Here is a 13,615-nt window from a genome sequence, read left to right as displayed (position 1 = left end):
GGGATGGTTCAAAAAGGGCGGCGATCCGGAAAAGGCCAGTCAGCTGTTGAAGGAGGCGGGATATGCTGGCGAGAAAGTCGTCATCCTGCAGTCCACAGACTGGACGGAGGCAAGCAATGCCTCTCAGGTTGTAGCAACCGCACTGCGGAAGATTGGGGTGAATGCCGAGCTTGCGCCGAGCGACTGGGGCGGGCTTGTCGCCCGCTTGGCGAAGAAGGACCCCGTTGAGAACGGCGGCTGGAGCATGTTCATAACCACCCAAGATGAAGCGATCACCGGCACTGTAATCTCTGATCCCACCCTCATGATGGGCGCAAAAGGTTGGCGCGGCTGGCCGCAGAACGACCAATATGAAGCTCTTCGGACTAAATGGGCAGACGTGGGAGCGCTCGAAGAGCGCAAGGCGCTGGCCCGCAAGATGCAGCGAATATGGTGGGACTATGTGCCCCAGGTTCCTTTAGGTCAACACGTCGTACCGATCGCGCGCCGTAAGACCCTCACAGGCCTTATCGGCATGCCACAGATCGTTCCGATGTGGAACATGCAGAAGGTCTCGGCTTAGTGGCTGCGTACATCCTTCGCAGATTGGTTTCGGCCATCGCCGTCATGGCGATGGTCGGAGTGTTCATCTTTCTGCTCCTTAGGCTCGCACCGGGCGACCCGGCGGCGATGATCGCCGGCAAGTCAGCCACGGTGGAGATGATCGCTGGCATCCGTGAACAGCTGGGCCTGAACGATTCTATGCCGGTTCAGTTCATGCGCTGGGGGCGGGACATGCTCGGCGGCGATTTCGGCATCTCGATCTTTTCCGGGCGACCGGTCCTCGAGCTCATCTCGCAGCGGCTTGAACCGACCCTTTCCCTGTCGATCCTGACCATAATCCTTTCGGTGATGGTCGGGGTCTCCTTCGGCATTCTCGCCGCGTGGCGAACTGGCGGGCTTGTCGACCGCCTCCTCGCGGCGTTTTCGGCACTTGGTTATTCCGTCCCAGTCTTTGTCATCGGCTATTTTCTCATATACTTCTTCGCCATCAGGACATTCTGGCTACCGGTCCAGGGATATGTGCCGATTGATGGTGGCCTCGGGCCTTGGTTTGTGCACCTGATCCTTCCCACCGTGGCTCTTAGTCTTGCCTACATTGCATTCATCGCCCGGGTTACGCGGGCGAGCATGCTCGAGGTCCTGTCGGAAGACTATATGCGAACGGCCGCGGCCAAGGGCGCGTCGTCCTATGCCATGCTTTTCCACCATGCGTTGAAGAATGCCGGCGTCCCGATCCTGACCGTTATCGGCACCAGCTTCGCCTATCTGATCGGCGGGGTCGTCCTCACGGAAACGGTGTTCAATATACCCGGTATCGGTCGTCTGGTCGTGGATGCGATCAACAACCGCGACTATCCCATCATTCAGAGCGTGCTCATCCTGACTTCGGGTCTGTACGTCCTTATCAACCTCACGGTCGATCTTGCCTATACGCTGATCGATCCCCGCATCCGGTACTGATATGACCCTCCTCTCCGCACCAGTTGAAGCCGTGCCGATGGGTCGGCTGCAGCTATCCGATGTTCCCCGTCTGGCAATTCGGCACCCGCTGGTCCTGATCGGCGGCGGCCTCCTGGTGCTCCTGATCATTCTGGCGATCGCCGCCCCGCTTTACGCCGGCGATCCGGTGAACATGGATCCGTTCAAGCGTCTCCAGCCGCCTTCCGCCGAGATATGGTTCGGGAGCGACAATCTGGGCCGGGACGTGTTTGCTCGAACGATCTTCGGCGCGCGGATCTCGCTCATGGTCGGATTGCTGTCGGCAGCGACCGCGGCTGCGAGCGGACTCCTGATCGGCATTATCGCCGGCCACAGCCGCAGCTTCGACAACATCGTCATGCGGGTCATGGACGGCCTGATGTCGATCCCGACGATTCTGCTGGCGATTGCGCTCATTTCTCTGACCGGCCCCGGCATCGGCATCCTCATCGTCGCCATCGCGATCCCCGAGACGCCAGCCGTCGCGCGGCTAGTTCGTTCGGTGGTTCTGGGTGTTCGCGAGCGTCCCTATGTGGAAGCCGCGCTCTGCGGCGGTGCGCGCCTGCCCAAGGTGCTATGGCGGCATATCCTGCCGAGTACCATTCCTGCGCTGATGGTCCAGGGTGCTACTGTCTGCGCCAGCGCGATCCTGACAGAAGCGGGGTTGAGTTTCCTCGGCGTAGGCGTGCCGCCGGAGATTCCCAGCTGGGGCAACATGATCGCCAGTTCGCGCCTGTATCTCGCCATCGCTCCGATGACGATCTTCGCGCCCGGCATCTGCCTTGCCGTCACGGTCCTGGCCGTCAACCTGCTCGGGGACGGCCTGCGCGACCTGTTCGATCCCCGCGTCAAGCGGAGGCGCTAACATGCAGATGCATCAAACCGCAGGGAACGACGTGCTTCTCGACGTCCGAAATCTGGAAACGCATTTTTACGGCGAAGAGAGCATCACCCGCGCCCTTGGCGGCATCAGTTTCCAGGTGAAGAAAGGCGAAACGCTTGGTGTCGTCGGCGAATCCGGATGCGGGAAGAGCGTCACTGCCCTCTCGATCCTTCGCCTGCTGCCGAAGCTTTCCGCCAAGACTGTCAACGGTGAGGTCCGCTTTCACGGACGCGACCTACTTGAGTTGTCTGATCGGGAGATGCGCCAGATCCGCGGCGACCAGATCGCCATGATCTTCCAGGAGCCGATGACGAGTCTGAACCCGGTCTATACGGTCGGCCACCAGATCGCCGAGGCGGTGCAGATCCACACGAAAGCTTCCCGCTCCGTGGCCATCAAGAAAGCAGAAGAGATGCTCCGTCTCGTCCGCATTGCGGACCCCGAGCGTCGCGTCAGCAACTATCCGCATGAAATGTCGGGCGGCATGCGCCAGCGCGCCATGATCGCCATGGCTCTTGCCTGCTCACCGGATCTTTTGATCGCCGACGAGCCAACCACTGCGCTCGACGTTACCATCCAGGCGCAGATCCTGCGGCTTATCGTCGATCTGAAAGAGCGCACGGGAACGGCCGTCATGTTCATCACGCATGACCTTGGCGTTGTGGCCGAGACATGCCAACGCGTGATTGTCATGTATGCTGGCCGGATCGTTGAGCAGGCGACCGTAATCGATCTGTTCGCGCGCCCCGCGCATCCCTACACCCAGGGCCTGATGCGATCGGTGCCTGATCCGCGGCGAGGCCGTCAGCGCCGCCTTCCGGAAATCCCCGGCATGGTCCCAAGTCTGCGCGAGCCCATTGTGGGCTGCAGCTTTGCGCCTCGCTGCCCGTTCGCCATCGATATTTGCCGCGAGAAGACACCCGCCCTGCGTGATGTCGGCTCGGCCCACGTCGCAGCTTGCTGGCGCGCCGAAGAGGTGATGGGCGCATGAGTGGTCCTTTGCTGAAAGCCGAGAATCTGACCAAGCATTATCCGCTCGGTGCGGGATTCCTGAAGAAGACAATTCCGGTGATCCGGGCGGTGGAGGATGTATCCTTTTCCGTTGAGGCCGGCGAGACACTGTGCATCGTCGGCGAATCCGGCTGCGGCAAGTCCACCGTCGCGCGGCTTCTGATGCGGCTCGTGGAGCCGACGGGCGGGCGCGTGCTGATCGACGGGACCGATATTGCGAGCCTCAAGAAGGACGCGCTTCAGGCCTGGCGCCGGCGGATGCAGATGGTCTTCCAGGATCCTTACTCGTCGCTAAATCCGCGCCTTACCGCCGAACAAATCATCACCGAACCAGTCGAGAATTTCGAGCGCCTCAGCCGGAAGCAGCGCCAGGCACTTGCTGCGGACCTTCTCCGAAAAGTCGGAATGTCACCTGACATGATGCACAGGCTCCCGTCCGAATTGTCGGGCGGTCAGCGCCAGCGGCTCGGCATTGCGCGCGCCCTGTCGCTCAACCCCTCTCTCATCATCGCCGATGAAGCAGTGTCAGCCCTTGACGTCTCCGTGCAGGCCCAGATTCTGAATCTGCTTCTCGATCTCCAGCAGCAGATGGGCATCGCCTTCGTCTTCATCTCGCATGACCTCGGCGTTGTGGAGCATATCGCGCATCGCGTTGCCGTCATGTACCTGGGGCGGATCGTGGAACTCGCCCCGAGCGAGGCGCTCTTTGCCAAGCCAGTCCACCCTTACACCGAGGCGCTGATCGCGGCAGCCCCAATCCCGGATCCGACGCGAGTTCGGCTGGAGGTACCCGTCGAGGGCGAGGTGCCAAGCCCGGTCAATCCGCCGAGCGGGTGCGCGTTTCATCCGCGCTGCCAACTCGCCGTCGAGCGTTGTCGCATCGAAGTGCCGCCATTGGTGCCGATGGCAGACGGGCGCGTTGTGGCCTGCCACGTGCGCAGTCCGGCCACAGACACTCCAGTGCAACGGGCTGTGCTGGGCGAACATTCGTCCGCCCGTGTTGGCTCAGCCGGATGATCCGTTCGTAGTGCATTAGGGCGCAAGTATAGGACCAGCTGAATACACACACTGGAAAGTAGGAAATAATATGGACTTTCAAAAAGATAGTGACCATGCGATCCAGCAGGATGGTGGCTTTGATAGGGTCGGTTCGATCGAAACAAACGTAGCAGACGGTTTCACGATGGCGGCCGTCAAAGACCTTCTCTTGGCGCGGCCAGGGACAAAAGGCCAATATCCCGGCTTGGCCGATGTCCTGAAAATCTTTTACGATGCCGATGTCACTTTCGGCAACTTGGACACCAACATTTTGGATGCTCGATCTCAAGGGTGTCCACAGGCTGAGTACGGCGGTGCGTATGCATCAGCGCTCCCGAGCTCGGACCTGACTTGAAGGCGATGGGCTTCAATATGGTTAGTCGCGCGAATAGCCATACGCTTGACTGGGGCGTCGAAGGTGTGCGCGAGACGGGCCGGGCGCTTGAGGACAACGGGATCGTCCATGCAGGTGCCGGCGAGAATCTCGCGCAGGCCGGCGCTGCTCACCGCTCGCGGCGGTGTCGCATTAATGTCATTCACCACAACGTTCGAGCCTATGTCCCGTGCCTGCGACCCCGCAGGGGAGGCGCCGGGTAGACCTGGAGTTAAAACGCGCTTCGTTTCACGAAGAACTTCGTGGTCCCGGCGGAGAGCTGGCGAACTTGAGGCGGGTGCGCAATGTCTTGCCTGACAGTATCGCCTGCGTACAGAATCCGAGCCGGGTAGTAGTAGCTGGGGTGGCATTTAAACCTCCTAGGAGAAGCTAACAAATGCCCGCCAAATCGCTTGCCGTGGAATTCAACGAGAAGAAGACCGACGCTCGTCTTTCCTAAGTAGACGTATCGCCTGCAGACTGGCTGACCGTCTCCGCGCCCCGCCACTTGAACCGAAAGGCTCCCCTGATGACCGAACCCGATCTCATCCCCGTCTTCGACGGCCATAGCGACACCCTGCTCAAGCTTTATCGGTCGAAAGACGCGGATGTCGAAAAGCTGTTCATCGAGGGGTTGCCGGGAAGCCACATCGACCTGCCGCGGGCGAAGAAGGGCGGCTTTGCCGGCGGCATGTTCGCGATCTGGCCGACGCCGGTCGAGGAACCCAAGCGCAGCGCGGTGCCGCCGCAGCCTAGCGACAACGAACCGTTGGCGCCCGAGCTTCCCCGCGCCGATGCACTCGCCTCCACCATCGCCATGGCCTCGATCCTGTTCAGGCTGGAACGGGCTTCGGCGCTCAGCGTCTGCCGCAATGCCGGCGACGTGAAGAATGCCATGGCGCGCGGCTCGATCGCGGCGGTGTTCCACATCGAAGGCGTCGAGGCGATCGACCCGGAGCTCACCATGCTCGACGTGCTGCACGCAGCCGGCCTGCGCTCGCTCGGCATCGTCTGGAGCCGTCCGAACGCTTTCGGCAATGGCGTGCCGTTCCGCTTTCCGTCGTCGCCTGATACCGGACCCGGCCTGACCGATGCCGGCAAGGCGCTGGTCAAGGAGTGCAACCAGCTGAAGATCATGATCGATCTCTCGCATCTCAACGAGAAGGGTTTCCGCGATGTCGCTGCAATCAGCGACACGCCGCTGGTCGCCACCCACTCCAACGTCCATGCAATCTGTGGTCATTCCCGCAACCTCACCGACTGGCAGCTCGGTGCGATTCGCGAAACGGGCGGCATGGTCGGGCTGAACTTCGCTACCGGCTTTCTGCGCGAAGACGGCAACATGAACGCCAACGCCGGTCTCGACATCATGGTCCGCCATGTCGATTCCCTGCTCCAGGCACTGGGCGAGGACGGTGTCGGGCTGGGCTCGGATTTCGACGGCGCCATGATCCCGTCCGCCATCGGCGATGTCGCCGGCCTGCCGAAACTGATTGATGCGTTCGCCGCGCATGGCTTCGGCCGCGCGCTGATCGAAAAGATCGCCTATCGCAACTGGATCAGCATGCTGGAAAAGACCATTGGCTAAATGCATGTCGGCCGGCATGTTGGCTAGCGACCGGCAGTACATCGATCGAGCAGGGTTTTGATGATCTCGAGAAATTCCTCGACAAGACTGGCGGCTCCGGAGCTCAAGCCGCGGATGATCGCGGAGTCGAGAACATCAAGGCTGGCTCTCGAAGCGCGGGATCGAACGAAACGATGTCGACATGGTCGGCGCAGGCTTCACCGGCCTGTAGGCCGCGCATGAACGATTTCGTACTGCTCGAGGGGCGCGACCGCGTCGGCGGACGGATCGAGTCCAGGCTGAACGGGCTTGGCGAGCGGGTCGATAGCGGGGGCCAGTTCCTGTGCGAGGACATGCCGGAGCTGATGACGCTGGTCGAGACCCCATGTCGACGGCGATTTCGGCACCCAGCTGGGGATGAGCGAGAAGGAAGCCGAGCGAACCTACCTCGCCTCGATGGCGATCCGGGAGCGCATGAACGCGATCGCACCCAACGATCCGGCCATTGCCGGCTTGACCGTCGCCGCATGGCTCGACCGCCAGAACCATCCCGACGACGCTAAGGCGGCCTTTCGTTCGATGATCGAGGGCCGTGGTGCGAGGCGATGGAAAAGCTGCCGTTGTGGCACCTGATCAACAATGATCGCCGCATCACCAACGAAGTTGTCGGAGCTGCAGTATTTCGTGCGCGAAACCATGCACTCGCTGGCGGATGACCTGGCTTGCGATCTCGGTGACCGCCTGCGGTTGAATACACCGTCGGAACGATAGAGCGCGGATCGGGAGGGGTTCGTCTCGTATCGACGACGATCGACGCGCGAGCCGCACTGGTCGCGCTGCCGCCGATGATGGCCTCGAAACTGGATTTCGCGCCGCCGTTGCCGGCCGACCTGGAAAGAGCCCTCGGCGTCTGGCAAAAGGGGCGACAGGCGCCGGCCATCTGAAAACGCGATGGCACCGTCCCGGACATTATATTGGCGAACTCGCTGCCAAGTGGACATACTTGGCAGCAGGCAGATTAAACTGCAACCGTCCGCCAAAGCAGGGCGAAAAAATTGAGCGAGTGAAGTGCAGATCAAAGACGTCCTTCTCGCGCCAGGCACAGGCGCATTTTTCTATGACGATCAGGAAGCCATTAGGTCCGGCGCAATCCAGGATGGCTTCATTTATGTTGGCGAACCGATAACGCCCGGGTTCACGTCAATTCGCATTCCAGCATCTTCGCTCAGCGTCGGGCTCGTTCTTACCGACGAGACCGTTGTTTGGGGCGACATGATGAACGTCCAGTACTCTGGTGCTGGCGGACGCGATCCGCTGTTCGACACGATTCAAATCTCCGATTCGACGTCGCGGGTGGTGGTGCCGCGGCTTCTCGATGTCGATGCGTCTCGCTATCTTGACGCGTGCGCGAAGGTGTTCGAGCCCTTCGAACACAAGCGATTACCTCTCGCGATTGAGTATGGCGTCAGCCATGCGCTCCTTCGCGCAGCGGCCCATCTTCACCGTACGACGATGGCAGAGATCGTATGCAGGGAATTTGACCTACCGCTGCCAATGCGTAGGGTCCCGATTTACTGCCAGAGCGGTGACGCGCGCGAAATCAACGTCGACAAGATGATCCTGAAAGCGGTGGATGTGCTCCCCCATGGCCTGATCAATTCGCGCAGCAAATTCGGCGTCGACGGCCAGACCTTCATGGAGTTCGTGAAGTGGGTTGCAACGCGTACGCGCCAGATCGGCCGGCCGGGGTATCATCCGGTGCTGCATTTCGATGTGTATGGCTGGATCGGCCAGGAAATCGGCCTGGAGCCGCAACGCATCGCCGACTTTATCTGCAAGGTTGCCGATACCGTTTCGGATTTCATGCTCAACATCGAGTGCCCGGCGGATTTTGGTTCGACGCAAACTCAAATTGAGAACTACGCCAAGATCGTATCGATCTTGGACAGCCGGGGTTCCAGCGCGCGCATTGTCGTGGATGAGAGATGCAATACGCTTGAAGATATTCGGCTCTTTGCCGAAGCAAAGGCCACGCATCTCGTTCAAATCAAGACGCCCGATGTCGGCTCAATTGCCGACACAGCGCGCGCCGTTCTCATCTGCAAAGCGAACAAAGTAGGCGCATATGTCGGGGGGAGCTGTACTGAGACGGATCTTTCCGCCAAGGCTTCAGTCCACATTTCAGTAGCGACCCAGGCCGACATGATGCTGGCAAAGCCCGGAATGGGTGTCGACGAGGCATTTTCCGTCGTCGGGAATGAACAGAACCGATTGCTCGCGATGCTGAACCGTCGTCGAGCTCAAGCCGAAAATGTTGGATGAAAAGCACGGTGTCGCATGCGGAACTCTCTTGAGGGGATCACTGTCGTAGCCGTGGAGCAGGCCGTCGCCGCGCCTTACGCATCGTCTCGTCTTGCGGATGCCGGCGCCCGGGTAATCAAGATCGAACGGCCGGAAGGGGACTTTGCCCGAAGCTACGACAAATTGGTCCGGGGGCAGAGCGCTTACTTCGTCTGGCTTAACCGGGGCAAGGAATCGGTTTGTCTGGACCTGAGGCTTGAGATGGATCGCGAGGTCCTCGACACGCTCATTGCCGATGCCGACGTCTTTATCCAGAATCTGAAGCCGGGCAGTATCGAAAAACTGGGTTTCGGGTCTGCTGATCTCCGTCGACGTTATCCGCGGCTGATCACCTGCGACATCTCGGGTTTCGGGGAGAAAGGGCCATATTCCCACTTGAAGGCTTATGATCTCATCGTCCAGGCCGAAACAGGTCTATGCGCGATCACCGGCAACCAACAAGGGCCCGCGCGTGTAGGGGTCTCGGTTTGCGACATCTCGGCGGGCATGACCGCGCATAGCGCCATTCTCCAGGCCCTGTATCACCGCGAGGTCACCGGCGAAGGCACCAGCATCCAGGTGTCACTGTTCGATGCCGTCGCCGACTGGATGAATGTTCCGGTTCTGCAACACGACTACAGCGGCTATCACACGGTACGCGCGGGCGTGAAACACCCGTCGCTGGCGCCGTATGGCGCCTATGGTTGTGCCGATGGCAAAGAGGTCATCTTTTCGGTTCAGAATGACCGCGAATGGGTGAATTTCTGCGAGAAATTCCTGAAGCAGCCGGCGCTTACACGCGCATCTGGTTTTGCTGATAACATGGGGCGCCTCGGTCACCGTGCGCAACTTGATGAGATCATTGAAAGGCGATTTTCCGAACTGTCCTGCCTCGAAGCAATGCTTGAGCTTGAGGCGGCCGGTCTGGCGTATGGCCGACTAAATGAAGTGGCCGATGTTTCAAAACATCCACACGTTCGCAGGGTTGAGGTTGGCACACCTGAAGGAGTTGTAGACACGATAGCGCCGGCGGCGATCTTCAACTCCGAGCGGCCGTCGTTACGCCCAGTTCCGGCTCTTGGCGCCCACACAGAGGCTGTCCGCGAAGAGGTTCTGGGGCGTTTGCGCGAAAGAGCCGCGTCAGCGTGAGCCCGCATCTTGTCGATAAGGTGAGCGCGCTCGCGGTTTATAGAAAGCGTGCACACTTCGGGTCACCTCAGCACATCGACCGCCCAACAAGCTCAATGCCAGCGCCCTCGCAAAAATCGACCGCAGAGGCGACTTCATGATCAAGCACACCTTTCCGGCCACTGAAAACGCGATGTCTGTACCCCGCTGGAGATCCCTGCTCTTCGTGCCCGCTCACGTTCCGCGCTTTGTGGAGGATGCCCATGAGCGCGGGGCAGATGGCGTCATACTCGACCTGGAGGATTCCGTTCCCCAGGATCAGAAGGGCGGAGCACGGCGGCAGCTTCCAGAAGCCGTGGCAAAGGTGGCGCGCAAGGGCGCAGCTGTTTTGGTCCGCGTGAATCGCGGTTTGCGTGCCTTGGCGGCTGATCTCGATGCAGCCGTGATGGCGGGTGTTGACGCACTTGTTCTTCCCAAGACGGATTCGGCAGAGTGGGTTTTGGAAATCGCGAATGCGGTTTCAGAACTTGAACGAGAAAGAAATCTTCCGCTGGGACGCATCCGGTTCCTTGCCCAGATTGAGACGCCGGGCGCCTTGCAAAACCTCGCGGCCATTGCGTCGGCGCATCCCAGGATGGTTGCAATGGCGCTTGGTCCAGAAGACTTCACTGCCGCTGTTGGCGGCGCCCCGGAATTCGACCTTCTCTTGACGCCGAACCTTTCCGTTCTCTTTGCCGCCCGTGCGGCCGGATTGCTCCCTCTGGGCTTTGTTGGAAGCATCGGCGAGTTCTCGGACACCCATAAACTTTGTGAAGCCGCAGCGCATGCGCGGCGGCTTGGCTTTGCCGGAGCTTTGGCGATCCATCCGACACAGGTAGCCATATTCAATGAGGCTTTCTCGCCAAGCGCAGGGGAACTCGAGTGGGCCCGTAGCGTCGTCGCTGCGGATAACGATGCCGCCACGCGTGGACTGTCTGCATTCTCGCTTAATGGTAAGATGGTTGATCCGCCAGTAGTTCGGCGCGCCCACGAGATCCTGGCTCTCGCCAGCAATAACTGACCTGCCTTTAATCAGTGGCCGGACAGGCGCTGGGTTTCGAGACATGGCCCGATGGTTTGTCTTGCCTGCCATCTCGTTTCGAGATATATAAGAGGCACTTGGGATCATGCCCCGGTTGGATTTAGTCATTGTGGACATCAGACAGCTAAGATACTTTGTCGGCGTCGTTGAAGCCGGCAGTTTCACAAAGGCGGCTGCGATCCTCAATATTGCTCAAAGCGCTCTAAGCCTGCATGTGCGTCAACTGGAGGAAGGATTCGGCACCCAGCTGCTAGTACGAGACAGGACCGGCGTCAGCGTCACCGTGTCCGGAGCAAAATTGCTTGAGCGCGGTCGGAGTATCCTTAAGGAAATTCAGCTCACTGAGGCGGAACTGACCAACTCGGTGGCTGCTCCTTCCGGAGAGGTGACTATTGGCATTCCGTCCGGAGCCGCTCGCGTCCTTAGCGGTCCCCTGCTTGAATCGATGAGAAGCGAATTGCCGAGGATCTCACTTAAGATGATCGAGGGCATGACTGGACCGCTGGAGGAGTGGATGGCTGCTGGCCGCTTCAATCTGGCAGTCCTGTACCGCACTGCGGAGAGCGTGGGGCAAATGACGGTGCTGGCCCGCGAAGAGTTTTGCCTGGTGGTGCCTCCGGGTGAACCGCCTTTCAAAGATTCGATACCGCTCGCCGACCTGCATGCGTTTCCGCTGGCGGTTCCGATGCGCAATAACAATGTCAGGCGTTCGGTGGCTGATGTCGTTGCGCAACACGGTTGTGTGCTCGACGTAAGATTCGAAGTCGACTCCCTTTCTACGATCATCAATATGGTCATGGAAGGAAAGGCGTATTCTATTCTTACCCCATCAGCCATTCAGAAAGAGGCGTCTCAAGGCCAAGTCCGGACCGTTAAAATCATTGATCCAGTGATCACCCGTTCCGTTGTGCTTGCCGTCAACCCGAAAGATGAGCGCTCTCCAGCCGTTTCTGCGGTCCGCAAGCTGATCCTCAAGGTCGTCAGGACATTGATCGAGAGCAGGCACTGGTCGGCCACGGCTCCGGACCGGGCTTAGGCACATCCTTCAAACCAAGTTCCAGGTGCTATTGCTCCTCCGCGACTGCCTGAGCCGTATCAATCTGTATTCGAGATGGTTTTGGTCGAGATTCCATATTTGACCGGGCGTGACGATCGCGATGAAACTGCAGAGAAGCGAGCCTAGGTCCGGATATCGGCTGCCCTCGCACTGGCAGGAATTCAGTCAAGCGGAGCATGCGATGTCCTACGCCACGAGCTATCAGCTTTTCATCAATGGCAGGTGGCGAGCCGGAAGTGACGGAACTACTCTGCCGGTGATCAACCCGGCGACAGAGAAGGTATTTGGCTCGGTGGCCGCGGCTTCAGCGCCGGACCTGGATGAGGCCCTTACTTCGGCAGAGCGGAGCCGCAAGGCTTGGTCCGCACGGCCTGCAAAATATCGTGGCGAGATCCTCGTAGCAGCCGCCAGGATCTTGGCAGCGAAGCTTGGAGCGGCAGCCAGCGACCTGTCGGCCGAACACGGAAAGACAATTGCCGAAGCGACAGGTGAATATGCGCGCGCTGTCGAAACACTGGAGTGGAACGGCACCCACGCCGAAGAGCTGTCGGCCCCTATTCCGATGGGCCCGAACCGGATGATCGTCCCGGAGCCCCTTGGAGTCGTTGCTGCCTTTACGCCTTGGAACTACCCGGCCGTTCTCATCGCCCGCAAGCTCGCCCCTGCTTTGGCGGCAGGCTGCCCGGTGATCCTAAAAGGGGCTGAAGAGACACCAAGCGCGGCTGTCCATTTCGTCGAAGCCTTGCGACAAGCGGGTATCCCGGACGGCGTGGTCAATCTCGTCTTTGGCGTTCCGGTGCAAATATCCCGGCACTTACTCAGCTCGCCGATCGTCAAGGTTCTAACTTTCACGGGCTCTACCGAGGTTGGAAAACAGCTCGCCAAGCTCGCCGCGAACAACTTGCAGCGGTGCATTCTTGAACTCGGTGGGCACTCCCCGGTCGTTGTATGCGAGGATGCCGACCTAGCAAAAGCCATACCGGCAATTTCGGAATACAAGTTCGAGTGCGCGGGCCAAAGCTGTAATGCGCCCAGCAGAATTCTCGTCGCGCGGCCTCTCTATGAGGAATTCCTGTCCCGGATGACGGAAGCTGCCCGCAAGATCAAGATCGGCCCACCGGGCGACCCGGCGACGGAGATGGGCCCAATGGCAAACGCGCGACGAATCGAGGCCATGCAGCGTCTGGTCATGGATGCGGTCGATCGCGGTGCCCGCATCGAAACCGGGGGCACCCGCCTCGACCAGCCCGGTTTTTACTGGCCACCAACCATCCTGACAAGGGTGCCAAAGGATGCGAAAGTGCTTCATGACGAGCCGTTCGGGCCGATCCTCACCGTGGCGCCGTTCGACACCGTCGAGGAGGCGATCGAAGAAGCCAACGCCACCGAGTATGGCCTGGCCGCCTACTTCTTCACCGGCGCCGCCGATACGAAACAGGCGCTGATTCGCGGTCTTTCGGCAGGCGCCCTCAGTGCAAATTACCTGAAAGGGGTTTCCGCAGATGCACCGTATGGAGGCGTCAAACAGAGCGGCTATGGATATGAGGGCGGCGAACAGGGTTTTCGGAGCTTCCAGAACCTGAAACTGGTCAACGGGTTCGGGTCATTCGGATGAG

The 13,615-nt window shown here is 60.0% G+C and carries 12 protein-coding genes and 2 pseudogenes; all 14 read left to right on the top strand.

Annotation, left to right across the window (positions count from 1 at the left end; genetic code table 11):
• The coding region (locus NKJ81_RS26360; protein WP_352542186.1) for an ABC transporter substrate-binding protein at nt 1-562 on the top strand (562 nt) is incomplete at its 5' end.
• Nucleotides 562-1,503, top strand: a complete 942-nt coding sequence (locus NKJ81_RS26355; protein WP_352542200.1) for an ABC transporter permease — start codon at nt 562-564, stop codon at nt 1,501-1,503. The genes NKJ81_RS26360 and NKJ81_RS26355, both read left to right, overlap by 1 nt.
• Before the next feature lies 1 nt (nt 1,504).
• The gene (locus tag NKJ81_RS26350) at nt 1,505-2,386 is read left to right on the top strand and encodes an ABC transporter permease (RefSeq protein ID WP_352542185.1); all 882 of its coding nucleotides are present in this window, start codon (nt 1,505-1,507) and stop codon (nt 2,384-2,386) included.
• A gap of 1 nt (nt 2,387) precedes the next feature.
• Nucleotides 2,388-3,395 carry an ABC transporter ATP-binding protein gene (locus tag NKJ81_RS26345; protein WP_352542184.1) on the top strand — a complete coding sequence of 336 codons (1,008 nt, stop codon included), beginning with the start codon at nt 2,388-2,390 and terminating at the stop codon, nt 3,393-3,395.
• Nucleotides 3,392-4,432, top strand: a complete 1,041-nt coding sequence (locus NKJ81_RS26340) for an ABC transporter ATP-binding protein (RefSeq protein ID WP_352542199.1) — start codon at nt 3,392-3,394, stop codon at nt 4,430-4,432. Before NKJ81_RS26345 ends, NKJ81_RS26340 begins: the two co-directional genes overlap by 4 nt.
• A gap of 70 nt (nt 4,433-4,502) precedes the next feature.
• Nucleotides 4,503-5,187 (top strand): annotated as a pseudogene (locus tag NKJ81_RS32730) (CapA family protein); the annotation flags it as partial.
• 168 nt (nt 5,188-5,355) lie between these two features.
• Nucleotides 5,356-6,414 carry a dipeptidase gene (locus NKJ81_RS26325; RefSeq protein WP_352542182.1) on the top strand — a complete coding sequence of 353 codons (1,059 nt, stop codon included), beginning with the start codon at nt 5,356-5,358 and terminating at the stop codon, nt 6,412-6,414.
• Nucleotides 6,415-6,587: 173 nt separating this feature from the next.
• Nucleotides 6,588-6,716: pseudogene (locus tag NKJ81_RS26320) on the top strand (hypothetical protein); the annotation flags it as partial.
• 94 nt (nt 6,717-6,810) lie between these two features.
• Nucleotides 6,811-7,026: a hypothetical protein gene (locus NKJ81_RS26315; protein WP_352542202.1), complete on the top strand. Its 216-nt coding sequence runs from the start codon at nt 6,811-6,813 to the stop codon at nt 7,024-7,026.
• 435 nt (nt 7,027-7,461) lie between these two features.
• Complete coding sequence (locus NKJ81_RS26310; RefSeq protein ID WP_352542181.1) at nt 7,462-8,715, top strand: methylaspartate ammonia-lyase; 1,254 nt, start codon at nt 7,462-7,464, stop codon at nt 8,713-8,715.
• A 15-nt stretch (nt 8,716-8,730) separates the two neighbouring features.
• The gene (locus tag NKJ81_RS26305) at nt 8,731-9,882 is read left to right on the top strand and encodes a CaiB/BaiF CoA transferase family protein (RefSeq protein WP_352542180.1); all 1,152 of its coding nucleotides are present in this window, start codon (nt 8,731-8,733) and stop codon (nt 9,880-9,882) included.
• 136 nt (nt 9,883-10,018) lie between these two features.
• Nucleotides 10,019-10,921, top strand: a complete 903-nt coding sequence (locus tag NKJ81_RS26300; protein WP_352542179.1) for an HpcH/HpaI aldolase/citrate lyase family protein — start codon at nt 10,019-10,021, stop codon at nt 10,919-10,921.
• Between the two features lie 130 nt (nt 10,922-11,051).
• Nucleotides 11,052-11,978 (top strand): LysR family transcriptional regulator, encoded by a 927-nt coding sequence (locus NKJ81_RS26295; RefSeq protein WP_352542197.1) that lies wholly within the window; start codon nt 11,052-11,054, stop codon nt 11,976-11,978.
• A gap of 202 nt (nt 11,979-12,180) precedes the next feature.
• Nucleotides 12,181-13,614, top strand: a complete 1,434-nt coding sequence (locus tag NKJ81_RS26290) for an NAD-dependent succinate-semialdehyde dehydrogenase (RefSeq protein ID WP_352542178.1) — start codon at nt 12,181-12,183, stop codon at nt 13,612-13,614.
• Nucleotide 13,615: the final 1 nt, after the last annotated feature.

It is taken from the genome of Mesorhizobium sp. M0018 (assembly GCF_040323955.1).
Taxonomy (GTDB): domain Bacteria; phylum Pseudomonadota; class Alphaproteobacteria; order Rhizobiales; family Rhizobiaceae; genus Mesorhizobium.
Note: the sequence above shows the minus strand (reverse complement) of the source record. Positions and strands in the feature narration are given on the sequence as shown.

Bases quoted from the DNA above. Each gene is read 5' to 3' on its own strand.
- NKJ81_RS26350 (WP_352542185.1), top strand. From the start codon at position 1,505: ATGACCCTCCTCTCCGCACCAGTTGAAGCCGTGCCGATGGGTCGGCTG.
- NKJ81_RS26345 (WP_352542184.1), top strand. From the start codon at position 2,388: ATGCAGATGCATCAAACCGCAGGGAACGACGTGCTTCTCGACGTCCGA.
- NKJ81_RS26340 (WP_352542199.1), top strand. From the start codon at position 3,392: ATGAGTGGTCCTTTGCTGAAAGCCGAGAATCTGACCAAGCATTATCCG.
- NKJ81_RS26325 (WP_352542182.1), top strand. From the start codon at position 5,356: ATGACCGAACCCGATCTCATCCCCGTCTTCGACGGCCATAGCGACACC.
- NKJ81_RS26315 (WP_352542202.1), top strand. From the start codon at position 6,811: ATGAGCGAGAAGGAAGCCGAGCGAACCTACCTCGCCTCGATGGCGATC.
- NKJ81_RS26305 (WP_352542180.1), top strand. From the start codon at position 8,731: ATGCGGAACTCTCTTGAGGGGATCACTGTCGTAGCCGTGGAGCAGGCC.
- NKJ81_RS26300 (WP_352542179.1), top strand. From the start codon at position 10,019: ATGATCAAGCACACCTTTCCGGCCACTGAAAACGCGATGTCTGTACCC.
- NKJ81_RS26290 (WP_352542178.1), top strand. From the start codon at position 12,181: ATGTCCTACGCCACGAGCTATCAGCTTTTCATCAATGGCAGGTGGCGA.